Annotated in this window: 22 protein-coding genes and 2 pseudogenes; 11 read left to right on the top strand and 13 right to left on the bottom strand. The window is 70.4% G+C overall.

Annotated features, from left to right (window positions below):
* Window positions 1-12: 12 nt before the first annotated feature.
* The 3 genes from ACHBTE_RS14855 (at window position 13) to ACHBTE_RS14845 (ending at window position 2153) form a co-directional block, all read left to right on the top strand.
* Window positions 13-852 (top strand): DUF1206 domain-containing protein, encoded by an 840-nt coding sequence (locus ACHBTE_RS14855; RefSeq protein ID WP_394724267.1) that lies wholly within the window; start codon window positions 13-15, stop codon window positions 850-852.
* 28 nt (window positions 853-880) lie between these two features.
* Entirely contained in the window at window positions 881-1318 is a 438-nt protein-coding gene (locus ACHBTE_RS14850; protein ID WP_394724266.1) for a hypothetical protein, read from the top strand.
* Window positions 1319-1706: 388 nt separating this feature from the next.
* Window positions 1707-2153: a subtilase-type protease inhibitor gene (locus tag ACHBTE_RS14845; protein WP_394724265.1), complete on the top strand. Its 447-nt coding sequence runs from the start codon at window positions 1707-1709 to the stop codon at window positions 2151-2153.
* A gap of 156 nt (window positions 2154-2309) precedes the next feature.
* Here the strand turns inward: ACHBTE_RS14845 and ACHBTE_RS14840 are convergent.
* From ACHBTE_RS14840 to ACHBTE_RS14830, 3 genes and pseudogenes are all read right to left on the bottom strand, one after another.
* Window positions 2310-2758: pseudogene (locus tag ACHBTE_RS14840) on the bottom strand (LuxR C-terminal-related transcriptional regulator); the annotation flags it as partial.
* Window positions 2759-2779: 21 nt separating this feature from the next.
* Window positions 2780-3060 (bottom strand): annotated as a pseudogene (locus tag ACHBTE_RS14835) (ATP-binding protein); the annotation flags it as partial.
* 270 nt (window positions 3061-3330) lie between these two features.
* The gene (locus tag ACHBTE_RS14830; RefSeq protein WP_394724264.1) at window positions 3331-3933 is read right to left on the bottom strand and encodes a TetR/AcrR family transcriptional regulator; all 603 of its coding nucleotides are present in this window, start codon (window positions 3931-3933) and stop codon (window positions 3331-3333) included.
* 140 nt (window positions 3934-4073) lie between these two features.
* Between ACHBTE_RS14830 and ACHBTE_RS14825 the strand changes: the two genes are divergently transcribed.
* Both ACHBTE_RS14825 and ACHBTE_RS14820 read left to right on the top strand, forming a co-directional pair.
* Window positions 4074-5690: an FAD-binding oxidoreductase gene (locus tag ACHBTE_RS14825; RefSeq protein WP_394724263.1), complete on the top strand. Its 1617-nt coding sequence runs from the start codon at window positions 4074-4076 to the stop codon at window positions 5688-5690.
* A 416-nt stretch (window positions 5691-6106) separates the two neighbouring features.
* Window positions 6107-6652 carry a hypothetical protein gene (locus ACHBTE_RS14820; protein WP_394724262.1) on the top strand — a complete coding sequence of 182 codons (546 nt, stop codon included), beginning with the start codon at window positions 6107-6109 and terminating at the stop codon, window positions 6650-6652.
* A 12-nt stretch (window positions 6653-6664) separates the two neighbouring features.
* Here ACHBTE_RS14820 and ACHBTE_RS14815 read toward each other — a convergent pair whose 3' ends face one another.
* A complete protein-coding gene (locus ACHBTE_RS14815) occupies window positions 6665-8281 on the bottom strand; it encodes a phospholipase D family protein (RefSeq protein ID WP_394724261.1) in 1617 nt (538 codons plus the stop codon).
* Between the two features lie 131 nt (window positions 8282-8412).
* On the opposite strand from ACHBTE_RS14815, the gene ACHBTE_RS14810 reads away from it, so the two are divergent.
* A complete protein-coding gene (locus ACHBTE_RS14810; RefSeq protein WP_394724260.1) occupies window positions 8413-8892 on the top strand; it encodes a hypothetical protein in 480 nt (159 codons plus the stop codon).
* A 34-nt stretch (window positions 8893-8926) separates the two neighbouring features.
* On the opposite strand, the gene ACHBTE_RS14805 is transcribed toward ACHBTE_RS14810, so the two are convergent.
* Window positions 8927-9721, bottom strand: coding sequence for an SDR family NAD(P)-dependent oxidoreductase (locus tag ACHBTE_RS14805; RefSeq protein WP_394724259.1), 795 nt, complete (start codon window positions 9719-9721; stop codon window positions 8927-8929).
* 184 nt (window positions 9722-9905) lie between these two features.
* On the opposite strand from ACHBTE_RS14805, the gene ACHBTE_RS14800 reads away from it, so the two are divergent.
* The 3 genes from ACHBTE_RS14800 (at window position 9906) to ACHBTE_RS14790 (ending at window position 12635) form a co-directional block, all read left to right on the top strand.
* Window positions 9906-10739: an alpha/beta fold hydrolase gene (locus ACHBTE_RS14800; protein WP_394724258.1), complete on the top strand. Its 834-nt coding sequence runs from the start codon at window positions 9906-9908 to the stop codon at window positions 10737-10739.
* Between the two features lie 64 nt (window positions 10740-10803).
* Complete coding sequence (locus tag ACHBTE_RS14795) at window positions 10804-11643, top strand: MerR family transcriptional regulator (RefSeq protein WP_394724257.1); 840 nt, start codon at window positions 10804-10806, stop codon at window positions 11641-11643.
* On the top strand, window positions 11640-12635 hold the full coding sequence (locus ACHBTE_RS14790) for a BtrH N-terminal domain-containing protein (RefSeq protein WP_394724256.1): 996 nt from the start codon (window positions 11640-11642) through the stop codon (window positions 12633-12635). Before ACHBTE_RS14795 ends, ACHBTE_RS14790 begins: the two co-directional genes overlap by 4 nt.
* A gap of 54 nt (window positions 12636-12689) precedes the next feature.
* On the opposite strand, the gene ACHBTE_RS14785 is transcribed toward ACHBTE_RS14790, so the two are convergent.
* A complete protein-coding gene (locus tag ACHBTE_RS14785) occupies window positions 12690-13289 on the bottom strand; it encodes a 2'-5' RNA ligase family protein (RefSeq protein ID WP_394724255.1) in 600 nt (199 codons plus the stop codon).
* A gap of 212 nt (window positions 13290-13501) precedes the next feature.
* Between ACHBTE_RS14785 and ACHBTE_RS14780 the strand changes: the two genes are divergently transcribed.
* Window positions 13502-13774, top strand: a complete 273-nt coding sequence (locus ACHBTE_RS14780; protein WP_394724366.1) for a DUF6355 family natural product biosynthesis protein — start codon at window positions 13502-13504, stop codon at window positions 13772-13774.
* A 133-nt stretch (window positions 13775-13907) separates the two neighbouring features.
* On the opposite strand, the gene ligA is transcribed toward ACHBTE_RS14780, so the two are convergent.
* Both ligA and ACHBTE_RS14770 read right to left on the bottom strand, forming a co-directional pair.
* On the bottom strand, window positions 13908-16040 hold the full coding sequence (gene ligA / locus ACHBTE_RS14775; RefSeq protein ID WP_394724254.1) for an NAD-dependent DNA ligase LigA: 2133 nt from the start codon (window positions 16038-16040) through the stop codon (window positions 13908-13910).
* A 60-nt stretch (window positions 16041-16100) separates the two neighbouring features.
* On the bottom strand, window positions 16101-16694 hold the full coding sequence (locus ACHBTE_RS14770) for an ArsR/SmtB family transcription factor (protein WP_394724253.1): 594 nt from the start codon (window positions 16692-16694) through the stop codon (window positions 16101-16103).
* A gap of 58 nt (window positions 16695-16752) precedes the next feature.
* Between ACHBTE_RS14770 and ACHBTE_RS14765 the strand changes: the two genes are divergently transcribed.
* Entirely contained in the window at window positions 16753-17340 is a 588-nt protein-coding gene (locus tag ACHBTE_RS14765; protein ID WP_394724252.1) for a dienelactone hydrolase family protein, read from the top strand.
* A 132-nt stretch (window positions 17341-17472) separates the two neighbouring features.
* Here the strand turns inward: ACHBTE_RS14765 and ACHBTE_RS14760 are convergent, their stop codons facing one another.
* The 5 genes from ACHBTE_RS14760 to ACHBTE_RS14740 all read right to left on the bottom strand — a co-directional run bounded on the left by ACHBTE_RS14760 (window position 17473) and on the right by ACHBTE_RS14740 (window position 23636).
* Window positions 17473-18624 (bottom strand): ferritin-like protein, encoded by a 1152-nt coding sequence (locus ACHBTE_RS14760; protein ID WP_394724251.1) that lies wholly within the window; start codon window positions 18622-18624, stop codon window positions 17473-17475.
* Window positions 18625-18811: 187 nt separating this feature from the next.
* The gene (locus ACHBTE_RS14755; RefSeq protein WP_394724250.1) at window positions 18812-20017 is read right to left on the bottom strand and encodes a glycoside hydrolase family 64 protein; all 1206 of its coding nucleotides are present in this window, start codon (window positions 20015-20017) and stop codon (window positions 18812-18814) included.
* A 200-nt stretch (window positions 20018-20217) separates the two neighbouring features.
* Window positions 20218-20889 carry a hypothetical protein gene (locus ACHBTE_RS14750; RefSeq protein ID WP_394724249.1) on the bottom strand — a complete coding sequence of 224 codons (672 nt, stop codon included), beginning with the start codon at window positions 20887-20889 and terminating at the stop codon, window positions 20218-20220.
* A gap of 162 nt (window positions 20890-21051) precedes the next feature.
* Window positions 21052-22224, bottom strand: a complete 1173-nt coding sequence (locus ACHBTE_RS14745) for a PP2C family protein-serine/threonine phosphatase (protein WP_394724248.1) — start codon at window positions 22222-22224, stop codon at window positions 21052-21054.
* Window positions 22221-23636 carry an MFS transporter gene (locus ACHBTE_RS14740; protein ID WP_394724247.1) on the bottom strand — a complete coding sequence of 472 codons (1416 nt, stop codon included), beginning with the start codon at window positions 23634-23636 and terminating at the stop codon, window positions 22221-22223. The genes ACHBTE_RS14745 and ACHBTE_RS14740 overlap by 4 nt, the downstream gene beginning before the upstream one ends.
* Between the last annotated feature and the right edge of the window lie 100 nt (window positions 23637-23736).

Genomic DNA, 23736 nt, shown 5'->3' with positions numbered 1-23736 from the left:
CGGGAGGTCTTCATGGACACGAGTGCATTGACACGGACCGGCCGGTTCCGGGCGCGCAGAGCGGCGCGGGGTTCGGTGACGGAGGGGGCGGCGCGGGCCGGGCTGGCCGCCCGGGGTGTGATCTACCTGCTCGTCGGTGCGCTGGCACTGCAGATCGCCTTCGGCGACAACAACAAGCAGGCGGACCGTGGCGGTGCCCTGGAGGAACTGGCGCAGAAGCCGTTCGGCGCGGTGCTGCTGTGGGCACTGGGCATCGGACTCGTCGGCATGGCGCTGTGGCGGCTGTCCGAGGCGGTCTTCGGATCGGTCGGCAAGGACGGCCGCAGCGCGCGCAAGCGGCTGCTGGCGCTCGTTCGTTTCAGTTTCTACGTGTTTGTCGCATATTCGGTGATTTCGTTCGCGGCGAGCCGGAACCAGAGCGGCGGTGGATCCAGCGACCGGCAGTCCCGGGACGCGACCGCCCGGGCACTGGAGATACCCGCTGGTCAGTGGATTGTCGGGGCGGCAGGGATCGCCATCGTCGTGGCCGGCGGCTGGATCGGCGTACGGGCCGTGCTGCGCAAGTACCACGACAAGCTCCGGCTCGGTCAGATGAGCCATCGGACCCGGCAGCTCGTGGATGTCACCGGCGTCGCCGGTGGCGCCGCCCGTGGACTGGTATTCGCCGTAGCCGGCGTCTTCGCCGTCCGCGCGGCCATCGACTACGAACCCGAGCAGGCCAAGGGGCTGGACGACACGCTGCGTACATTCGCGGACACGCCGCTCGGGCCATGGCTGCTGGTCTGCGTCGCGGCCGGGCTGGTGCTGTTCGGACTGTTCTCGTTCGCCATGGCTCGCTGGCGAAGGGTCTGAGTGGCCGCACAGGGGGAACACGGTGCGGATGAGCGAATCCGAGATTCCGAATGGCGACGGCCGGCCCGTGGACGTGTACCTGGACCTCCTGCGCATCCGGATGGAGACGGAGGACTACCGCCTTCTGCTGCGCATGGTGGAACCGGTTCTCAAGGCGATCGAAGAGGAGCGCCTCTCCAGCCTCGACCTCGCGCTCGACCCAGGAGCCGACGACGAGACCCCCCAGGAGGTACGTGACGAGGCCGCCCTCGTCATCGCCACCGCCGTCACCGGCCGCATGGACAACGAAGTGATCGAACTCGACGTCGACGACGACTCCGGACCGGTCAGGATCGTCACGGACGCGACCACCGCGTCCGATCCCGACCGGCTCGCCGCCATCGCCGACTACATCAAGGAACGACACAGGGAGACCGAAGAGCTACGGGGCATAGCCGAGGTGAGCGGCATGCCCACCGACTTCTGAGCCACAGCGGTCCCGAGCGACCGCGTTCCCCGACCCCATCGAGTCTCAGGCCCTGGCCCCACGGCCAGGGCCTGATGCTGTCCAGCGACGCCCACGGGCCCCCACGAGCCCTCCCCGCGACATACGTCGGGGCTGAAATTGCACTCACAAATATCAGGCCATTTCATACCCCAGGCACATCGGCCACGCCTTGCACCGGCGCATGCGATGAAAGTCCTCTCACCTCCTCGACCATGAGAACCACTCCCCCGATCAGGCCACTGCTTGAACAGGCAATAGGGTCCGAATTCCAATGGCGGCACAGAATTCCGCTCTAACGTCCTGGTACGACAGCAACAAGGCGGGTACTTCGAGGCATCGAACACCGCAAACAGAAGGGAGTTACACCATGCGACCTATGACACGCTGGGCAATGACAGGAGCCCTGGTCACCACGGCCGTCGCGGGCCCCCTGAGCATGCCCGCACACAGCGCCCCCGCCTCCGCACCCGCCTCCCTGTACGCCCCGTCGGCGCTGGTCATGACCACCGGCCACGGGGAACGTGCGGCCACCACCGCACCGGCGCGCGCGGTGACGCTGAACTGCGCGTACACCACCACGGGGACGCACCCCGACCCGCGCCAGGCCTGTGCGGACCTGGACCGCGTGAACGGCGAGCTCGACCGTCTGGCCACACTCCGGGGGAATGACGCGGGGCAGCCCTGCACCAGGGAATACCGCCCCATTGTCGTCACCGTCCAGGGTGTATGGCGTGGTACACGGATAAACTACGAGCACACCTTCGCCAATCCTTGCATCAAGGAAACTCAGGCGGCTGCGGCATTTTCCTTCTGAGGCATCATGTGAGGCATCACGTGATGCATCATGCGACTCATCACATGAGCTTTCACGGCCGAAGGTAGAGCCGCACTTCGATGGGGCGGGACGCACTTCTGGGGCGGCCCGCCCCTTCCGTATGCGCAGCTCCGTGCCGGCTCCGCGGACCACGGGTCACGGCAGCAGCCGTCGCTCCTTCGCGACCGCCACCGCGCCCGCGCGCGTGTCGACGCCGAGTTTGTCGTAGATGCGCCGCAGATGGGTCTTGACCGTGGCCTCGCTGATGAACAGGGCGCGGGCGATGTCGCGGTTGCCGATGCCCCGGGCGAGCTGGGCGAGGATGTCGTATTCGCGGCCGGTCAGGGCGGGGCGGGGCCGACGCAGGTCGGCCATGACGCGGCCGGCGACCGGTGCCGACAGGGCGGTACGCCCCTCGGCGGCGGCGTGGATCGCGGCGAAGAGCTCGTCGGGGCGCTCGGCCTTGAGCAGGTAACCGGTGGCGCCCGCCTCGGTGGCGCGGGTGATGTCGGCGTCGGTGTCGTAGGTGGTCAGGACCAGGACATGGGCGGCGGGGCCGGGGCGGCGGTGAGGCGGCGGGTGGTTTCCACGCCGTCGATGCCCCGGGAACGCGGTCGGGGCTCATCGGGCGCCTCCAGGGGGACGGCGGCGGACAGGACGCTGCCCTCGCCGGGAGCGGACTCCACGGTCAGGGAGCCGCCGAGGGCACGTAGGCGGGCCCGCATCGCGGGCAGGCCGTGGCCCCGTTCCGCGCCGGGGGCGTCGGCAGGCGCGGCGGGTCGAAGCCGTGGCCGTCGTCGGTGACGTCCAGGACGACGGCGTCGTCGAGGAGGGTGAGGGTGAGGGCGGCGTGGTCGGCGGCGGCGTGCTCGCGGACGTTGGCCAGGGCTCCCTGGGCGATGCGCAGCTCGCGCGGGTCGGACGACACCGGCGTCAACCACCACCGCTGCCACACCGCACTCGCAGGCCGGCCACCCATCAGCCGCGTGAACAACGCTCCGGGTCGATACAGCTAGGGGGTGTTTCGAAAGTCTCGTGCGGTGCCCGCGGTGTCCGGTGCGTGCCCTCGGCGTGCCGGACGAAGGCCCTCGTACTGGACGTACTTGGGCCTTTGGCCGGTGCGGCGAGGGTGCGTGCCGGGCGCCGTGGGTGCTGTGCGGGACTTTCGAAACACCCCCTAGGCCCTGTCGGTGCCGAGGGCCAGGAGGAGGCGGGAGCAACGGGCTGCCATCTGGGACGTGTTCTGGTCCGGGTGCTCGAACCACCAGCGCATGACGGCTGTGACGGTGTACTGCCACACATGGTTGAGCAGGTCGTGGTCGAGCGGATCGCCGTCTCCAGAACCGGCCAGCAGCTGCGCGGCACCGGCGGCGCCCATGGCGGCGAGACGCTCACGGTAGGAATTCACGGCGTCACGCATCTCCCCGGCGGGCGGCAGAGCCGGGTCGTACAGGACGGACCAGGCGTACCGGCAGTCCTCGACGGCGGTGAAGATCGCCGTGAGGGTGTCGACGGCATGAGCGGCCGATCCACTGCGGGTCCGGGCGGCGGCCACCGAGTTCACCAGGAGCGCGCCGACATGGTGGACGCAGGCGAGGTACAGGCCGTCCTTGGAGTCGAAGTAGCTGTAGATCAGCGGCTTGGAGATCCCCGCGCGCCGGGCGACGGCGGCGACGGACACGCCTGCGTAGCCATGTCGGCCGAACTCCTCCACGGCCACGTCGATGATCTGCCGCTCCCGGTCGGCTCGGGAGACACCTTTGGTTCCGGCCTTGCCCATGCGCCCCATCCTAGCCAACATATGACCAGGCAGTAATTTACCCATAGGTCAATTCCATGAGTCAGTTCCGTGGGTGAGCCCGGGGCAGACGCACGCCGGACACGTGCTGACGACGGACGGACGACGGGAGAGCGGGCGGCATGACGCGATCGTGGTGGGGATGGGGCAACGTCGAGGACGCGGTCGGCGGCGCGGAGCTCGACGCGCTGCTGGGGCGGGTGCGGGCCGTGATGCCGGGCGAGTTGACGGATCACGAACCGCCGAGCATCGCCTCGTTGGATCTGCCCGGTCCGCGGGCGACTCCCCCGGCCTCCCTGGCCGCCCTGTGCTCCGCCGATCCTGCCGACCGGGCGGCGCACGCACACGGCAAGGCGTTCCGTGACGTCGTGCGCAATCTGCACGGGGACCTGCGGCAGGTGCCGGACCTTGTCGCACGCCCGCGCCATGAGCGCGATGTGACCGATCTGCTCGACTGGTGCTCACGCGAGAGCATCGCGGTGGTCCCGTTCGGCGGCGGCAGTTCCGTGGTCGGCGGTGTCGAGGTTCGGGGCGACGACCACCGGGCCGTCGTCGCCCTCGACCTCGAGCGTCTGGACAGGGTCCTGGAGATCGACACCACGAGCCGCGCGGCCCGGATCCAGGCGGGAGTGTTCGGCCCGCACCTGGAGGACCAGCTCAGGCCGCACGGCCTGACCTTGCGTCACTTCCCGCAGTCCTTCGAGTTCTCCACGCTCGGCGGCTGGCTCGCGACCCGTGCGGGCGGGCACTACGCGACGCTGTACACCCACATCGACGACCTGCTCGAATCGATGCGGGTGGTGACGCCCGTCGGGATCAGCGAGTCACGGCGGCTGCCGGGCTCGGGCGCCGGTCCGTCACCGGACCGGCTCTTCCTGGGCAGCGAGGGCACGCTGGGCGTCATCACCGAGGCATGGATGCGTCTGCGGGAGCGCCCGCGCTGGCGTGCCGGTACGTCCGTGCGGTTCAGTGACTACGACTCGGCGGTGGCCGCCACTCGTGCCGTCGCGCAGAGCGGGCTGAACCCGGCGAACTGCCGTCTGCTGGACGCGACCGAGGCGCTGATCAACGCGGGCGTGAGCGTCGGCGGCGGCCTCCTCGTCCTCGCCTTCGAGTCGGCGGACCACCCGGTGCGGGCCGGCCTGGAACGGGCGGTGGAACTGTGCCGGGACCACGGCGGCGAGCCGTCCGCCGATGCGGCGGCGGAGTCCGACGGCCACGATGGAGGCGAGTCGGACGGCGGCACCCGCGGCGGGTCCGCCGCCGAGACATGGCGCTCGTCGTTCCTGCGGATGCCTTATCAGCGGGACGCGTTGGCCCGCCACTCGGTGATCGCCGAGACCTTCGAGACGGCCTGCACCTGGGACCGGTTCGGCGCACTGCATCGCGCGGTCACCGAGGCGGCGCGGCGGGCCATCGACGAGGTGGCCGGGGCGGGGGTGGTCGCCTGCCGCTTCACCCATGTCTACCCGGACGGACCGGCGCCGTACTTCAGCGTGTACGCGCCCGGCCGCTGGGACGGCATCGTCGGCCAGTGGGACCACATCAAGGCGGCGGTGTCGGAGGCGATCGAAGCGAGCGGCGGCACGATCACCCACCATCACGCCGTCGGCCGCGATCACCGTCCTTGGTACGACCGCCAGCGCCCGGCCCCCTTCGCCGCCGCGCTCACCGCGGCCAAGTCCGCCCTCGACCCGGCCGGCGTCCTCAATCCCGGGGTGCTGCTGCCGTCGCGCTGAGGCGCCGAAAACCGGATGCCGGTCCCCGGGAACCTCGACTACGGTGAGCCTTGTTCAGGTGCGCAGGCTGCGGCTACTTCGCCTCTCAAGCGGGTAACGCGGGTTCGAATCCCGTCGCCGGTGCCATGCCGGTGTCGTCCAGCGGCCCAGGACGCCTACAGTGCCGTCGCCGACCTCGATCTCTGAACATCCACGACTTGAGCCGCCCGCCACGCGAGACCCGGCGGGCGGCTTCGTCATCGGCTCCCGCGCCGCGGCCACCTCGGGTCCCTCGCCGGGCTGATCCGCTTCCAGGTGTTCCGAGCGGCCGTATCGGTGTACGGCTGACGAACAGCGCATATGTGCCGTGTCAGGGGAAACCCGGACGAGGGCCGTCGGTGACGCGCGCCAGGTCGTCCGCGCGGAGGGAGTACGAAATGAGCCAGGTCAGGACGAAGTCTTCGGAGCTTCCTCAGCCGCTGCGGTTCCTGGGCGCCGGACTCCGCCGCCTGCCCGGAGCGGGCCAGGTGAGCAAGGTCGCCGACGGGGCGCTGGACCGGATCGGCGCGGTCTCTCCCCGCGGCCGGCGGATCGCGGTCTACACCGGAGCCGGAGTGCTCGGCGTGGCAGGCGTGGTCGAGTGGCCCGTGGCCCTCGCCGGGGCGGCCGTGGCCTGGCTGACCCAGCCGAGCCCCCAGCGGGGCGCGCAAGCGGAACAGGACGGACCGGGCCGGGACAGGCCCCGGCCCGGCGCCGCGGAATCCCCCTCCACCTCCCTGAGATCCCCGGACGTCCCGGCGGAGGACCAGGGCCCCGGCGATCGGCTGGCCCCCTCCCATTTCCAGCCCGACCATGCCGAGAACGGCAGGCACGATCAGCCCGCCAAGGTGGGTGACCCTGCCACGACGTCGGGGCTCAAGCAGGTCGCGGAGGCAACCGCCCACCACGACACACACCCTGGCGCCCACCGCGACGGACCGTAGGCACGCGAGCCGTCAGTAGTCGTTGCGACGCCGCAGCACGAAGGGGCGGCCGTCCGGATCGACGAGCAGCCGATGCAGCGGCGCGTACAGCGTCCTGGCCGTGCGCGAGAGTCTCGGGCGGCGATATGTACGCAGGCGCCCGGGCGGTCTGGGGCCGTGGCGGCCGTTGTCGTGCCAGGCGTCCAGTGCGGCGGCGCTCGAGGCGAAGGCTTCGAATGCCTTCAGCGGGTCGCAGAGCGGGTCGGGGTCGTGCGGAGCCCGGGGAGCCTCCAGGTCCAGGTGCTCGCGTGCCAGTTCCAGGCGCAGATCCCTCGCGAAGCCGCGCGCGCCGTCCCCGAGACCGCCGGGGTCGCGCGGTTCGCGCGGGTCCGTTGCCTCGTCCAGTACGGCGCAGGTGAGTTCGGAGTCATGGGTCCAGGAGCGCAGGTTGATGTTGTCCGACCCGACCGAGGCCCATACGTCGTCGATCACGCACACCTTGGCGTGGACGTACACCGGTGTCCCGGCGTGGTTCTCGAGGCCGTACACCGCGACGCGTCCCCCGCCGGCGTGGCGCAGCCTGTCCAGGGCCGTGATCCGGCCGATCAGGTTCATCGGCAGGGTGATCCGGCCGTCCTGCTCGGGGACGGAGGGGATGACCGCGATCAGGCGCAGGCCCGGGTTGGCGGTCAGGGCCTCGGCGAAGCATTCGACCACGTGCGGGGACCACAGGTACTGGTCCTCCAGATAGATCAGGGCCCGGGCCCGGCGCAGCGCCTTGCGGTAGCCGCGCGCGATGCTGCGCTCGCCGTCGGGAGCGAAGTCGTAGCCGCGCAGCAGGCGGTTGGGATAGGTGCGCAGGACCTGGACGCTGTGTGTGCCGCACGGCGCGGGGTCGGGTGCCTGGGGTGGCAGCGAGTCCGCGTGGGTGTCCTCGCCGTGGGCGAGTTCGCGCAGGCGGACCAGGGGGCTGCGGGTGAGCGGCGCCGGGTCTTCCCAGCGTTCGCGGAAACCGGCCTCGATGTCGCCGACGGCCGGGCCGCGGATGGCCAGCTGGACGTCGTGCCAGGGTGGGTGCGGTCCGTACGCGGCGGCGATGCGCAGTGACTGCGAGTCGCCGTGGTGCGCCGCGTCGTCATTGCGGTTGTGGCACAGGTCGATCCCGCCGACGAACGCGACGTCGAGTTCCGGGCGGTCGCGGTGGCGGAGCACGACGAGCTTTTGGTGGTGCGATCCGCCGGGCCGGACCCGCATGTCCAGCAGGCACTCGCCGCCCCCGGCCTCGACCGACTCTCCGAGGTGGCGGTTCTCGGCCTCGCTGAACTGGAAGCGGTCCAGATGGGAGCGCCACAGCAGCCCCTTGACGATCACTCCGCGCTCGGCGGCCTCCTTGAGGACGGTGCCGATCTGACTGCCCGGTCCGTCCAGGCGCTCGTCGGGGTCGCCCCGCCAGTCGGTGAACAGCAGCAGGTCACCGGCGCGCTGGGCACGGATCGCGTCGAGCAGCGCGGAGAAATACGTCGCGCCGTGGACGAGAGGGCGCACCAGGTTTCCGTGCGACCAAGCAGCTCGGTCCGATCGGCGGCTGTCCAGCCGGGTGGCGCTGTTGCCGCGTTCGTCCGAGGTCAACATCCAGTCGGTGAGTTCCACGGCACCGCTCCTCCTGACAGCGCACGGGTACCCAGTTCGGTCCCTGTCATTTAACGGCGTACCGTCCGGGTGATGGACTTGTGCTCATCGAGCGGGCCGGCGGCACGCCGTCGGCCGGGAGGGACGACCGCATGACCGGCTCCCGGCCGGACGAAGAGCCGGCGGAACACCGGCGTTTTGCCGAGTACCTGCGCGCGCTGGAAGCGGTGGCCGAGGAGGACGAGGCCGGCCTGGTGGCCGCGGTGCTGGCCGACCAGGACGCGGTGATGGCGGACGGCGCGGTGGGACGTCATCTGGACCGCAGGGCCGCTCAGTTGCTGACCGGTCCCCGGTTCACCTCCTGGGCCCGGGCCATGTCCGAGGTGATCGACGCGCGGGCCTTCCTCACTCGTCGGCTGCGCGAGTGGACCTTGTTGAGAGCCGTCGCCCTGGGCGAGCCATGGACGGCCGGGGAGCTCACCGGGGCCTCCGACTGGTTCCAGCGCGCGGCCTCCGCCACACCGGCGGTCACCTCATCCGATGCCCTACGGCTGCTCGCCGAGGAGGGCAGGACCCGTCGCGTCCGGCACGCCGCCCGGCTTCGTCTGGACCAGTTGGAACGCTCACAGTGACCGCGTCCTGGCGCCTGTCGACCCGTCAGGCCGGTCACGGCAGGATCGAGTCGACGTATCCGCCGTCCACGCGCAGCGCGCCGCCGGTGGTGGCCGAGGCGTAGTCGGAGCCGAGGTAGACAACCATGTGGGCGATCTCCTCCGGTTCGATCAGCCGTTGCAGAAGGCTCTGCGGGCGGTGTTCCCGCATGAAGGCGCGCTGGGCCTCGTCCCACGGGAGGTCACGGTCGACCAGTTCATAGACGAAGTCCTCCACTCCCCCGGTGTGGGTCGGCCCCGCGATGACGGAGTTCACCGTCACGCCGGTTCCGGCCGCCTGCTTGGCGAACCCCCGGCTCACCGCGAGCAGCGCCGTCTTGGACATGCCGTAGTGGATCATCTCGGCCGGGGTGACGATCGCCGAGTCACTGGCGATGTACTGCACGCGACCCCAGCCGCGTTCGGTCATGCCCGGCAGGAACAGCCGTGTCAGCCGTACGGCGGACAGCACGTTCACCTCGAAGTAGCGCCGCCACTCGTCGTCACTGATCTCCAGGGGGTCCGCGGCGCCGAAAACGCCGAGGTTGTTGACGAGGATGTCCACGTCCGGCAACCTCTCGACGACCCGGTCGGCGCCCTCCGATGTGCTCACGTCCGCCGGGACCGGTACCCACTCGGCGCCGGGCACCGCCTTGGCCAGCTCGGCGACGCCCTGCTCCACACGCCTCGAGTCACGCCCGTTGACGCCCACGCGGGCCCCGGCGCGGGCCAGACCGGCGGCGATCGCCGCGCCGATCCCCTGGGTGGAACCGGTGACCAGTGCGGTACGGCCGTTCAGATCGATCTGCATGCCGACAGCCCCTTTCAAGCATGGGATGCGCCTGTGGATTCGCCTATGGATGTGACTCGACAGGTACCCTCTCAACCAGTTGCACACGCGCCTTACACGCATTCGCCTGAATTGGATGTGCGCAAGCATTAGGATGCCGGTGGGGGTCTCTCGCCCTTCGAGCACTGCCGGAGGAACAGCACCCATGAGTGATTGGCACCTGACCGACACCTTCCACAGCACGTCCGGGGATGTCCGCTGGGGCAGCCTCGGAACGCCCGGCCGGGATACGGTCGTGCTGCTGCACGGCACCCCTTTCTCGTCGTACGTCTGGCGGGCCGTCGCCCGCGCGATCGCCGGGAGCCACCAGGTGTTCGTGTGGGACATGCCCGGCTACGGCACCTCGGAGAAGTCCGCCAGCCAGGATGTCTCCCTCGCCGCCCAGGCCCGGGTCTTCAGCGAGCTCCTGTCGCACTGGGATCTTGACCAACCGCTGGTGGTCGCCCATGACTTCGGCGGTGCCGTCTCCCTGCGCGCACATCTGCTGCACGGCGCTCGCTACCGCGCGCTCGCCCTCGTCGACCCGGTCGCGCTGGCCCCGTGGGGGTCGCCCTTCTTCCGGCTCGTCGGTGAGCACAGCGCAGTGTTCGAACAGCTGCCGCCCGCTCTGCACCGCGCTCTGGTGCGCGAGTACGTGAGCTCCGCCAGCAGCCCCGGCCTGCACCCCGCCGTACTCGACCGGCTCACCCAGCCCTGGCTCGGCGAGCTCGGCCAGGCTGCGTTCTACCGGCAGATCGCCCAGGCCGACCAGTGTCACACCGACGAAGTGCAGGACCGGTACGGCGAGATCGGCTTCCCGACCTTGGTGTGCTGGGGCGAGCACGACACCTGGATCCCCCTGGCGAAAGGGCGCGAGCTCGTCACCCGTATCCCGGGCGCGCGTCTGCACCCGATCGCCGGTGCGGGCCACCTCGTACAGGAGGACGCGCCTGCCGAACTCACGGCCGCGCTGATGGCCTTCCTGCACCAGCAGCGCTGAACCGACTCGGAGCCTGCCCGACGGTACTGGACTCTCCCGCGGTGGGAGAGTCCACCATGAAGGCGTGCACGACGAACTTCTCACCATCGGACGCTTCGCCCGACTGTGCCGGCTCAGTGTGAAACAGCTACGGCACTACGACGAGACGGGGCTGCTCGCGCCGGCCCATGTGGACGCGAGCACCGGCTATCGCTACTACGCGCCCGAGCAGGCACGCGAGGCCCTGACCATCGCCCTGCTGCGCGACATGGATCTCCCCTTGGCGGTGATCGCCGAAGCCCTGGCCGCCGGGCCCGGTTCGAGGGCGAAGATCCTTCGCGCCGAGCGGGACCGGTTGGCCGAACGGGTCAGCAAGGACCAGGCGCGCATGGAGATGCTGGAACGCCTGGCGAAGGGCGGCGGCCTGCCCGGCTACGACGTGACGTTCGGTCAGGAGCCTGAGCGGCGGCTGGCCGTCGTACGCACGGTCTGCGCCCCCGGGGAGATCGGGGCACGGGTGGGGGAATGCGTGGGCCGGCTGCTGCCCGCGCTGGGCGAGGCCGGGGTGGCGTGGGAGCCGCCGCTGTGGGCGCTCTACCCGCTGGATCTTCAGGACCCGCTGGAGTTCGCCGTCGGCGCGCAGACACCGCAGGGGCAGGGACTGCCTGGCCTGGACGGCGAGGCGCTGCCCGGCGGGCCGGTGGACATCGCGGCACTGCCCGGCGGGCCGGTGGCCGTGACCGTGCACATCGGGCCCTACACTCAGCTGCCCCTGGCCTACCACGCGCTCTTCGCCGCCATCCACGAGCGGGGGCTGCGTCCGCGGTCGCCCGTCCGCGAGTCCTATCTCGTCGGGCCGGCCGAAGCCACGCAGGAAGAGCTGATGACCCGGCTGGTCATTCCCATCGAGGAAGGCTCGGCATGACACGAGTACCGGGCATCGACGCCCGCGGCGGACAGCACTGCGAGACGACAGCCCTGGGGGTGCTGCTGCGGCACCGAGGAATCGACCTGTCCGAGGCCATGCTCTTCGGGCTCGGCTCCGGTCTGTCCTTCGTCTACTGGGACAGCAAGCAGCTGGACTTCCCGTTCCTGGGCGGCCGGGTCAAGCCGTTCCAGCTCACGAAGAACTCGGCCGCGAGGCTGGGGGTCGAGCTCGTGGTCCGGGAGACCACCTCTCGCCGAAAGGCGTGGGAGGACGTGTCAGCCGCCATCGACACAGGCCGCCCCGTCGGACTTCAGCTCGACAGCTTTCACCTGGACTACTTCACCTCGAAGGTGCACTTCGGCGGTCACTTCGTCGCCCTGTACGGCTATGGCGACCAGGACGCGTATCTGGTGGACACCGAGCAGCAGGGCGGCGCGGTCTCCACCCGCCTGGACAGCCTCGCCGACGCCAGAGCCGCGCGCGGCCCGATGACCGCCAGACATCGGTCCTTCACCCTCACCGCGCCGCGGAACCCGCCCAAGCCGTACGAGCAGATCGTTCCCGCCGTCACCGCCTGCGCCGAGGCGTTTCTCGACCCGCCCATCGCCAATCTCGGCCACCGCGGCATCCAGAAGGCCGGCAAGCTCGTACGTACCTGGCTCCAGCGGACCGACGCCCCGCAGCGGGATCTGCCCCAGGCCGCTCGGCTGATGGAGAAGGCCGGGACCGGCGGCGCCCTGTTCCGCAACCTCTACCGCGACTTCCTCGCCGAGTGCGCCCAGCAGCTCGACAGCGGGCATCTACGCACAGGGCACAGGCTGTACGCCGAGGCAGCGACCCTGTGGACGGAAGTGGCGGCACTGATCGCCAACACCGGTGAATCAGGCGATGCCCGGTGCCTCGAAGAGGCCGGGGACTTGCTGGGCGAGCTCGCACGCATGGAGCGCGAGGCCATGGAGGTGCTCAGCCGCCTGGGGGGAGGCTCGTGACCGCTTCTGTCAGGTCGAGTTCGGCCAGGCCGGGTTCTGCCAGGTCGCGTTCTGTCAGGTCGTGGGCGGAGGGCGGACCTCTCCCGTGCCCAGTCCGATCACGGCCCGGGGCCTCATCGGTTCCTCACCCCGGCGGGAGAGCAGGACCACCTCGTCGACCGCCGCCGACAGCGTGCCGAGCCGTGCGGCGCACTCGGCTGCCAGACCCTTCGGGTCGAGGGTGCGGCCGAGGGACAGATGCGGGGTGAAGAGGCCACCCCGGCCGCGGCAGAGGGGGAAGCGAAGCTGGAGCTCTCGCTGGAGCCGGGTCCACGGTGCGAGTTCCGCCGCGGCCGGATCGAGCCAGACCGTCGAGTAGTGCCGGTGCCGGAAGTACCGCACACCGGAGAGACGCGCCGTGAACGGGCTGCTCGCCGCGGCCCCGGCCGCGAGCAGCGGCAGGGCACGCTCGAACGTCTCCTCCGGCACGAAGCCGAACAGCAGGTTCACATGCGGAGGCCACCGCCGTACCTGCGGATCGTGCTCCCAGCGGATCTCCTGGATGGGCGGCCAGAGCGCGGGCGGCGGTAGCCACGCCACCGCCGAGCGGGGCGTCGGCGCCGCGTCGAACACCTCCTGCGGCCAGTCCGCGCCGAAATCCGGGTTGCTGTCCACAGGGTCATCGTCGCAAATCAGGACGGCTCTACACGGTCGGGTTCAGGCCGGCCCCACAACCCGAGCAAGATCATCCCTACGACCTACAGAGCGAACGATTCACCAGGTGAACGGCATGATCTTCGCTCAGTCGCGAGGGGCGGGCGCGGTCATTCTGGTGCCTGCAACCGACCTGATCGGCAAAGGAGTTCCCCTTGAGTCTTCGTCGTATCGTGACCGGCGCGCTCGGTTCCGCCGCCCTCGTGCTCACCTCCCTCGGCGCGGTGACCGCCCAGTCCAGCCCCGCGGCAGCCGACCCGTGCGGCTTCTACGAGACGAGCGCCGACGCCTACTACAACCACTGCACCTCGGACGGCTCACGGGTGGTCATCCATGTCAGGGTCGCCTACGCGGCCGACTACGAGCGGTGTGTCGCACCCGGCAGGACCTGGCTGGGCTCGGCTGACAAGATCCAGGGTGCGCATTACGTCGGCCGCACCTGCTGACAGCAACTCGCGCCGGCCGCCTGAACGCCTTCGAGACGCCGGGACCCGAGTGCGGATGCTCGGGCCTCGGCGTCCTGCCGACGGAGGTCCACCGTCTATACGCCGTCCGTACGGATGAGTCGGCGTGGTTGGCCTAGCCGGCCTGTTCGGCGTGGTCGGCGTGGTCGACGTAGTCGGCTGTCAGGATGGCGAACTCGTCGGGCGTGACGAGGCGAATGCCGAGGTTCTCCGCCTTCGTGCGCTTGGATCCGGCGCCTTCCCCGGCGACGACGAGGCTGGTCTTCCTGGACACGCTGGAGGAGGCGCGACCGCCTGCCCGTTCGATGAGTTCGTTCATCTCGTTGCGGGTCAGTTTCTCGAGCGAGCCGGTCATCGCCCCGGTGACCACGACGGCCATGCCGGCGAGGGGGCCCGCGGGGGGCTCGGAGGCGGTCACGGTGAGGGCGGTGCCGGCTTCGGTCTCCGCATCGGTGGCGTCCACCGGTGCGTGGACGGCGCCGGGCTCGGTCATGTTCACTCCGGCCGCCGCGAGCTTGTCGATCAGCCCGGCGAGTTCCGCGAGTTCGGCGACGATGGCGGGTGCCTTCTCGGCTCCGATGCCTTCGACCTGCTGGATCTGCTCGGCGTCGGCGGCACGGATGTTGTCCATCGTGGCGAAGTGTCTGGCGATACGACGGGACATGGAGCGCCCCGTGCCACGGATGCCGAGGGCGCACAGCACACGTGACAAGGGCCGGGTCCTGGCGGTGCTGAGGGCGGCCAGGAGATTGTCGGTGCTGGTCTCGCCCATCCGCTCCAGACCGAGGAGTTGCTCCCGGGTCAGGGTGAACAGGTCGGCCAGATCGGCCACCAGTCCGGCCTCGACGAGCTGCACGACGCGGGTGGCGCCGAGGCCCTCTATGTCGAGCTGGTCGCGGCCCGCGGCGTAGGAGAGGGACGCGACGAGATGGCAGTTGCGGCCCTGCTCGCACCGCCAGCGTTCCTGGCCGGTGTCGATGGCCGAACCGCAGCGCGGGCACACCTCGGGGAAGGCGATCGGTTTCTCGGCACCGGTGCGCAGGTGGGCGACGGGTGCCTCGATGCGCGGGATGACATCGCCGGCGCGGTGGACCATCACCTGGTCGCCCAGACGCAGGTCACGCCGGGTGATGTCGGCGGGGTTGTGCAGCGTGGCGTAGGTGATGGTGGAGCCGTCGATCTCGACCGGTTCCAGAACGCCTCGCGGGGCGATGATGCCGGTGCGCCCCACGTTCCATTCGACCTCCAGCAGCCGGGTGATCTTCTCCACGGCGGGCAGCTTGTAGGCGATCGCCCAGCGCGGGGCTCTCGATCCGGATCCGGCCGCCTTCTGGTCGGCGGCGAGGTCGGCCTTGATGACGATCCCGTCGATGCCGAACGGCAACTCGGCGCGCAGTGCGGCGATGTGCCGCACCCGGGTCAGCACCTCGTCGGTCGTGGCCGCGGTGACACCGGGCACCACGGTGGTGGCGGTGGTGTCGACGCCCAGTTCGGCCGCGAGTGCCATGAGTTCGCTGTGGGCGAGGTCGTCCAGCCGTGCGGCCAGGGCGTCGTCGGTGTCGGGCAACGGCAGCAGGGCGTAGCCGAAGAAGGTCATCGGGACCGTGTAGGCCCGCTCCTTGGCGCGCAGGGTGCCCGCGGCGGCGTTGCGTGGGTTGGCGAAGGGCTGACCGCCGTGCGCGGTGCGCACCTCGTTGGCATGCTCGAACTGGGTGCCTGTCATGAGGACTTCGCCGCGCACCTCCACGCTGACCGGTTCGGCCAGGGTTTCGGGCAGGCCCTCGATGGTGCCCATCGCGTGCGAGACGTCCTCCCCGGCCGTCCCGTCGCCGCGTGTGATCAGCCGTGTCAGCCGGCCCTGTGTGTAGCGGGCCGCGATCGCCAGGCCGTCGAGTTTCGGTTCGACGCTGTATCGCTCGGCCGCGTGCCCGAGGCGGCGGGCCAGCGATGCCGTCCATGCGGTGAACTGCTCGGGCGAGAACACGTTGTCCAGGCTCAGCATCGCGATGGTGTGCGGTATGTCGCCCTCGACGGCACCGCCGGCGACCTTCCCGGTCGGCGAGTCGGGGAGCACCTGGTCGGGGTGATCGGCCTCCCACGCGGTGATGCCTCGCACCATCCGGTCGTAGGTGTCGTCGTCCAAGGGCGAGGTGCCGTCCGTGTAATAGGCGGCAGCGGCCCGCACGACGTCCTCGACGGCCCGCGCATAGGCGGCGGCGTCCACGATCTGCGCAACAGGTGTTGTCATGCCTGTCATCCTGCCTGCCACCACTGACAATGCCCCCGGACGCCTGCTCCCGCCGCCGTTCTAGGGCCGGTCCGGGTCGGCCGCGGACTCGGCCTCCGGTAGCGCCGGACCATCGGTCGGGTAGAGCCCGGCTGCGAAGCCGTACACCACATCGCCTCCGCGCGGCAGCTGCGCGTAGTCGTCGGCGAGCTCCAGGACCCGCGCCCAGAACTCGCGGGCCTGTTCCCGCGGGATCCGCACATGCCGCACGATCGAGGACAGTTGGTCTGCCTGGTGTGCGGCGGCCGACTCGGCCGCCGCCGTGGCGAGATCGTTGGTGCAGTACGGCGCGTCGCCCGCCTCGGTGGGGCTGACGGTGCCCACGCGGAAGATGCGCGCGGTACGGCCGTAGTAGCGCTCGTCGATGGCCCGCACCCGGCGGGTCCGCACGACCCTCAGCAGCTGGGCGTCGACCAGGACGCTCACGTGGTGCGCGACCGTGCTCTTCGGGCGGTCGAGCGCGGCGGCCAGTTCGCTCACCGTCGCGGCGCGTTCGAGGAGCAGTTCGAGGATGGCGTTGCGCAGTGGGTGGGCCAGCGCGCGGAGCTGCGCCGGGGCAGTCACCTCTGTGATGTCGGAGAGGTCGTAGTTGGGGAAACGGTGATTGATCGACACTCTTCGATTATTCTAAAGTTCCGGATCATTCGCTATGCGCCGGGCAAGGAGTTTGAGCATGACCGAGGTCGTACTGTTCCATCACTCGCAGGGGCTGACGTCGGGAGTCGCCGCTTTCGCCGACGAGTTGCGCGCGGTCGGCCACACCGTCCACACGCCAGACCTCTTCGACGGACGCACCTTCGCCTCCCTCGAAGAGGGTCAGGGCTACGTCGAGCGGATCGGCTTCGGCGAGTTGACCGAGCGCGGCGTTCGCGCGGCCGACCACCTGCCGCAGGACGTCGTCTACGCAGGCTTCTCACTCGGTGTGCTGCCCGCGCAGAAACTGGCGCAGACGCGGGCGGGCGCGCGGGGCGCGCTCCTGTTCCACGCCTGCATCCCCGTCTCGGAGTTCGGCCCGGCATGGCCTGCTCGGGTGCCGGTGCAGGTGCATGCGAAGGAGGCCGATCCGTTCTTCGCCGAGGACATCGGCGCTGCCCGCGCGTTCGTCTCCGATTGCGCCGACGCGGAGTTGTTCCTGTACCCCGGGGACCAGCACCTGTTCGCGGACGGTTCGCTGCCGTCCCACGATCCGGATGCCGCGGGGCTCCTGACGCGTCGGACGATCGAGTTCCTGGGCTCGCGCGAGGTTCTCGGCGGGGCATGACATGGCGGGCCGTACCGAGGCGCGACCCGGCCCGGCCGGTGACCGTGGAGTCGGGAGCTCGTCGAGCACACCGAGAGCCGCGCGGTCGGCTGAGGGCCGCCCTGCAAGGAGTCCTCGGCGCAGGCGCCGGTGTCACGATGCGTGAGTCGGCCTGGGGAGTGCGCGGAACTGCGGGCCGTAGTTGCCCGGGGCGTGGGGGATCTTGGTTTCCATCAGTTCCACGGCCGGGTCCTCCAGGGCGCGCATCGCGTGGAGGGCCGCGTTCAGGGCGCGGTGGCCGCCGCCGGACCAGGCAGCGTCGAGCTTGTCCAGGACGGTGCTGTAGGTGGCGTCGAAACGGAACAGGAGCTGTCCGACACGGGCCGGGGGGTTGCGCCAGCCGCCCACCGGGACCGGGGCCATCGGGCGGACCTCGGGGAAGGGTACGGGAGCGCCGACGTACTGCCAGCCCTCGTCGGTCCGGCGCAGTTCGCGGCCGTGGTAGATCTCGCCGAAGGCGTAGTAGTGCGCGGGGTGATCGTCCTCGAACGACTCGGCGGGGGAACCGGCAGTGCCCTCGCCCTGTTCCCTGATGATCTCGATGGCCCGCTCGACGTCTTCCAGGTCGGCCAGAGGTCGCAGGTCATCGCCGGCGACGTGCTCGGACACCTGTCCGTGCACCGTGAGTCGGGGGCGCACTGCGTGGAACGCCTTGAGCATGTCCGTGTAGAACTCACCGACGGTCGGGGACGTCTGCGCGTTTCTGACCAGTGATTCCTCGGGTGCTTCGATGGCCATCATCACGTCGCGGACGAACGGTTTCGTCAGCCCGGACAGATAGACCGTCACCCCGGCCCGTACGCCGCCGGGCAGCGGGCCGGGAAAGACGGGCGCGGCGGCCTTGATCTGCGGTCTGCCGCCGATCGCCACGAGCAGGTTGCAGACGATGCCCAGGTGGTACATCTCGTCGGCGGCGATGCGCCGGATCATCCGTGCCACCTGGCTGCCCTGGTCCCTGATGGACCACCAGCCGCACAAGTACGGTGGAATGGTGGCGAGTTCGAGCCCTACGGCCACCTGAAGCGCCGATGCGAGCCAGGCGACCCCGCGGTCGTTCTCGGGGACGGCCAGCAGTCGCGCCACGGAGCCGAGGCCGGGCGCGGCCTGTGAGGCGGTGGCCGGCGCCGCGGTGGCCTCCCCGGCACCGGCCCCCACGGCGGGCGCGCCGGCCGCGAGGGCCGCCGATGCCAGAAAGCTCCTGCGCTTGAAAGGAGCAACCGCGGAGCCGTCCGACTCTTCGCTCATACCCGTCACCTTCGCCTCGGCTCGAAGTCATGGGTTCACCACGACTGGACAGAAACCCGGATGCTGTCAACAGCAGGCGAAGCTAGCAGCCGCTATGACCACCACCTGGGCATACAAGCCGAGCGGTACGGCGACCTCCACCCTGTCGGTCCAACGGGTGAGGCGGGGGTGGCCGGTGGGCGGGCGGTCAGCTGAAGGGGTCGAGGGTGAGGTGGGCCTGGCGCGGGTTGCCGTCGTGCACGAGGGACTCGTGATGGCCGACGTCGTCGAAGGCGAACGCGTACGCCTTCCCGTCGACCGTCTGGGCGTGGATCTTGCGGGCGTAGTGGTTGGTGACGTCGTCCTTGTAGAAGCCGGCGGCGGAGGTGTCGGGCTGGTTGGGGTTGACCAGGAGCGTGGAGCGGTTGAAGCCGGCGCACAGAGTGCGTGAGATCGGGCCGCGTACCAGGTCGTTCGGCGCGTCCAGCTTCCTGTGACAGCCGAAGACCGAGGAGGCGTCGGGTTTCTGGAAGGTGGTGACCGTGGTCCCGGCGCTGTTGGTGAAGTTCATGACGCCGCCTAGGACGCGTCCGTAGTACTTGGTGCCCGGCTGGTCGGCGAACGGGGTGACCGTCAGGGTCGAGGTGGAGTACTTCTGCCAGACGCGGTTGATGTAGTCGTCCATGACGCCGGCCGGGAGTGCGCCGGTCTCCAGTCCGTACAGCGGTGACAGGGCGCGCAGCACGGTGCCGTCGGGGCGGGTCTGGATCAGGTTGGCCCAGCCTCCGGGCTGGCCTCTGAGGGCGTTGAAGAAGCCGTTGTAGCCGCCGGGCTTGAGCCGGCCGGTGCTCGCGGTGCTGCCGTCGCCCCGCTGCACGCCTACGGAGTAGGGCGCGGAGAACATGTCGACCTGTGTGCTGTTGATCCATAGGCCGGAGTCGTTGAGGGTGTACTCCGACCAGTTGAACAGGATGTTCCGGTTGGGGTCGGTCGGGTTCTGCACCGCGGGCTGGACCAGGCCCCCGGTGGTGAGCTTGAAGACCAGTTTCTGGCCGTAGGAGAAGTACACGCGGCCCGAGAACTTCGGCATGCGGATCGTCATCGACTGTCCCGCCGCCGGACCGGTGATCGCGGCGTCGGGCGCGGGGGTCGGCGGGTTCCCGCCCGCGGGCCAGGGGTGGAAGGTGCCGCCGGCGTCGGCCCAGCCCTGCCGTCCGGTCGACAGTTCCGTGCCGAGGTTGTAGATGTACACCTGCTCGCCACGGGCGGAGTTGTTGGTGATCTTCAGGGGGATCGTCGCGGGGACGGCGGCGTGGGCCGGCGCGCCCACGCCGGTGGCGAGCAGGGAGCCGGCGACGGCCGTCACGAGGGACACCCCCGCGGCGGTGGCGCGGCGCCTGAGTGTTCGTAACATGCTCTTTCTCCGTTCGACGGTGGCCGGTTCAGGGAGTTCTGAGAGCGCTCTCAGCGTTGCACTTTGGTCCGGACCTGTCAATGAGTTGAGCGTCGAACAGAAATACAGGAAGGGCCCCGCCGCGCTCTCCTCGGCGGCGGGGCCCCTGTGTTCGCATCCGGTGGGATCGGCGGCGCGTCGGCCTGGGCGCCGCGGCCGGATCAGCCGGCCCGGGTAAAGACCTCGTTCTTCGTGGAGCCCGTCGAGCAGAGCTTCTTCTCGTCGGCCGTCATCTTGCGGGACTTGACCACGACCGCGTTGTGCACGCCGTCCGTGCCGTTCGGGGCGGGGCCGGTGACGACGTCGGGGACGAACCAGTAGTAGTGGCCCCACTTGGGGTCGTCGTAGTGGGTCTGCCAGGTGCCGGATATCTGCTGCATCACCTGGGCGCGGGAGATCCAGCCCACCTCACCCGGCTGCACGGACACGGTGAAGGTGCTGGTCTCCGTGCGCGAGCTCTGCCAGGTGTAGTTGTACGTCGCGGTCACGCTGGCGGTGATGATGCCCTCGATGCCGCCGCCGACGGTGACAGAGGCTCCCACCGAGTGGGAGGAGCCCACGGTGTCGGCCCAGGCCATCGACTGGGACGCGGCCGATTCGGTGCAGTTGAAGAGCAGTTCCGAGACCTGACGGGGTTCGCCGAGGTAAGCCTTGCCGATCTGGGGGGAGTTGAAGGAGCACTTGCCTTCGCCGGAAGCGCAGTCGGCCAGGATCTGCTCCGCCGTGGGCTGTTCCTCGGCCGCTGCGGGCACTGCCGTCGCGATCATCCCGACAGCGGTCGCCGTGAGCGCCAGCGTACGGCCGCCGTACCGCAGCGCGCGGTTCATGTTCATCGTTGGTGCCTCTCACCGTACATGGGGGGACGGTGACCGTGGTGCCCTCGGTTCTGGCGGGGCCGCGGTCACCGCCTGGTGCCCATGAGGCTCACGTAATCGTCGGCCGAGCTACACCAAGAAATCGCAAAGTTGTATTTGATTACCAGAACTGGTGAACGCTCAACTTGCCTGTCCACGACGGGTTCTGCCGCTGCGGCCTGCGCGTTCTTCCGGAGCCCGCAGGGCGAGGGCGAGGACGGCCCGGTCGTCGTTGTCGGAGTCCGCCGACCAGTGGTCCGCGTCGGTCCGTACGAAGGTGACGACCGCCTCCGGGTCGGGGGCGCGCTCGCCGGTGAACCGTTCGCCGAGGCGTTCCAGGACCGGGTAGAAGACACCGGCTGCGTCGCGCGCCTCGCTCACGCCGTCGGTGTGCAGGACCAGCACCTCCGAGGGTGCGAGCCGGTGCACCGTCGTGTCGTCGCCGTCCGCTCCCAGTGCGCCGAGGCCCAGGGGCAGCCCGGGCGCCGTGTCGAGCCGCCGGGCACCTTGCGGGCCGACCGCCACGGGAGGGGGGTGGCCCCGGTCGACGATCCGTACCTCGTCGCCGCCCGGCGGGAACTCCAGCACCAGGGCGGTCACGAACAGTTCGGGGTCGCCGTCCTCGCCGGCCGGGCTGTTGCGGGCGATGCTGAGTTCCAGTCGCTGGGCCAGGCTGGTCAGGCTCTGCCACTCGTGCGCCGAGACCCGGAAACTGCCCAGCACCGCGGCGACCGTCTGGACCGCGCCCAGCCCCTTGCCCCGGACATCACCGATGATCGCCCGCACCCCGAAGGGCGTCTCGCAGACGTCGTACAGATCCCCGCCAACCAGAGTGCCGCCCTCCCCCGCCTCATAGAACCCGGCCGCGCGCACCGGACCGAGCCGGCGGGGCACGGGGCGCAGCAGGGTGCGCTGCATGGCCTCGGCGACGGAGTTGGCCCGGATCAGATGCCGGCGGGTGCGCTCCCGCTGCTCGGCCAGCGCGACGCTGGCGATGCCGATGAGCGTCATCGCCGCGTAGACGGCGACATGGTGCTGTTCGTCGAAATGGCCGGGGCGCCGGGCCGCCATCCACATCTGCAGGCCCAGGCACACCACCGCCGACAGAGCGGTGCCGCGCGGGCCGCGGGTCGCCGCCGCCAACGGCGGTACGGCGATGAGCAGGAAGCTCACCGGTTCACGGCCCCTGACGATCAGTTCGGCGAGCACGTCCACGAGCACGGCGACCAACGGCAGCCACCACACCCACCCGCGCGGATCGGGGGGCCGCAGTTCGGAGCGGAGGTTCCGGCGGAGATCTGTCCTTTCTCTCACGGCGCCCGCCCGTCATGAGACGACCGGGAATCGACCGGCACCTTGTCCGGTACCGCGCGCCGGTGGCGCAGGGCCATGACGACGACGGCAGCCGCGAGGATCACGGCGCCTCCGAAGCGGAGGATCATGTCGTAAGCGGCCTGAGGGGAGCGTTCCGGCACCATCGCCGTGATGGCAGCCGCGGCGCCCGCCAGCGCCACTCCGCCGAGCGTGACCAGGAACGTCAGCAGCACGCCCGAGGCCTCGCCGGCTCGTTCGGGCGCCACGACCTGCTGGGTGGCGACGCTGGCGAAGGTCCAGCCCAGGCCGAGGCCCAGTCCGCACCAGGCGAACACCGGGACGTACAGCCACCAGGCGGTGACAAGGCTGAGCGCGATCATGCCCGTTCCGGCGATCGTGCCGGCCAGTGCCATCACCGCCGTCGGCCGCATGTGCGGGGACAGCCTGGCGCCGAGCGGCCCGCTGAGCGCCACGAGAACGGCGGGGGCCAGGAACACCACGCCCGCCTCGAGCGGTGAGAGCCCCCGCACCTGCTGGAGGTACAGCGTCGAGACGAAGACGGTGACGGCGTAGCCCATGTTGGTGACGGTTCCGGTGCCGGTCACCAGGACGTAGGGCGTGTTGCGGAAGAGCCGCAGATCGATGAGGGGGTGCCGGGCGCGCCGCTCCCGCCGTACGAACAGCACGCCCGCGACGGCGGCGAGGGCCAGCAGCGTGAGGGTGCGGGCGTGGTCCCAGCCCCAGACGCTCCCCCGCTCCACGGCCAGCGTGAGCGCGGCCAGGCAGCACACGACGGTGAGACAGCCGGTCAGGTCGAGCTGGCGAGGGGCCGTGGGATCCCGGGAATCGGGGACGCACACGAGGGCCAGGAGCAGAGCCAGCACGCTCAGCGGGGCGAGGAGCCAGAAGATCCAGCGCCAGCCGGGCCCCTCCGTGAAACCTCCGCCGACGAACGGCCCCAGCGCCGTGCCCACGTTCGCGATCCCGAACACCGCGCCCAGGGCACGTGCCCGGGTCGCGTCCGGGAAGGCGTTGGTGATCACCGAGACCGACACCGGGAAGACGAAGCCCGCCCCGATGCCCTGCACGATCCGCGCCCCGACCAGCGGCCACAGCCCCGGCGCGAGCGCGCAGCCGACCGATCCGGCGGCGAACAGCGCGGTGCCGCCGAGCAGGGCGCCCCGGCGTCCGAAGACATCGCCGTAGCGTCCGCCCACGATGAAGCAGCAGCCGATGGAGAGCATGTACGCGGACAGCGTCCACTGGGCGGCCGAGGGGGTGACGCCGAACTCGTCGGCGATGCCGGGTACGGCGAGGTTCAGCGCGAAGAAGTCGAGCTGGATGCAGAACAGGGCGACCGCCACCGCGATGAATGCTCCCGTCCGCGCGGCCGGCGAAGACTCAGCACGCATGTGCACGTTCCTCTCGGGCCGACGCCGCCGCGGCGTCGTGGGCGGGCCGGACGTGCGACCACTGCCATTGTCGGCCGACCTGGTACGGAGCGCAGCCCGA

The organism is Streptomyces sp. M41, from assembly GCF_043673425.1.
GTDB lineage: Bacteria > Actinomycetota > Actinomycetes > Streptomycetales > Streptomycetaceae > Streptomyces.
Note: the sequence above shows the minus strand (reverse complement) of the source record. Positions and strands in the feature narration are given on the sequence as shown.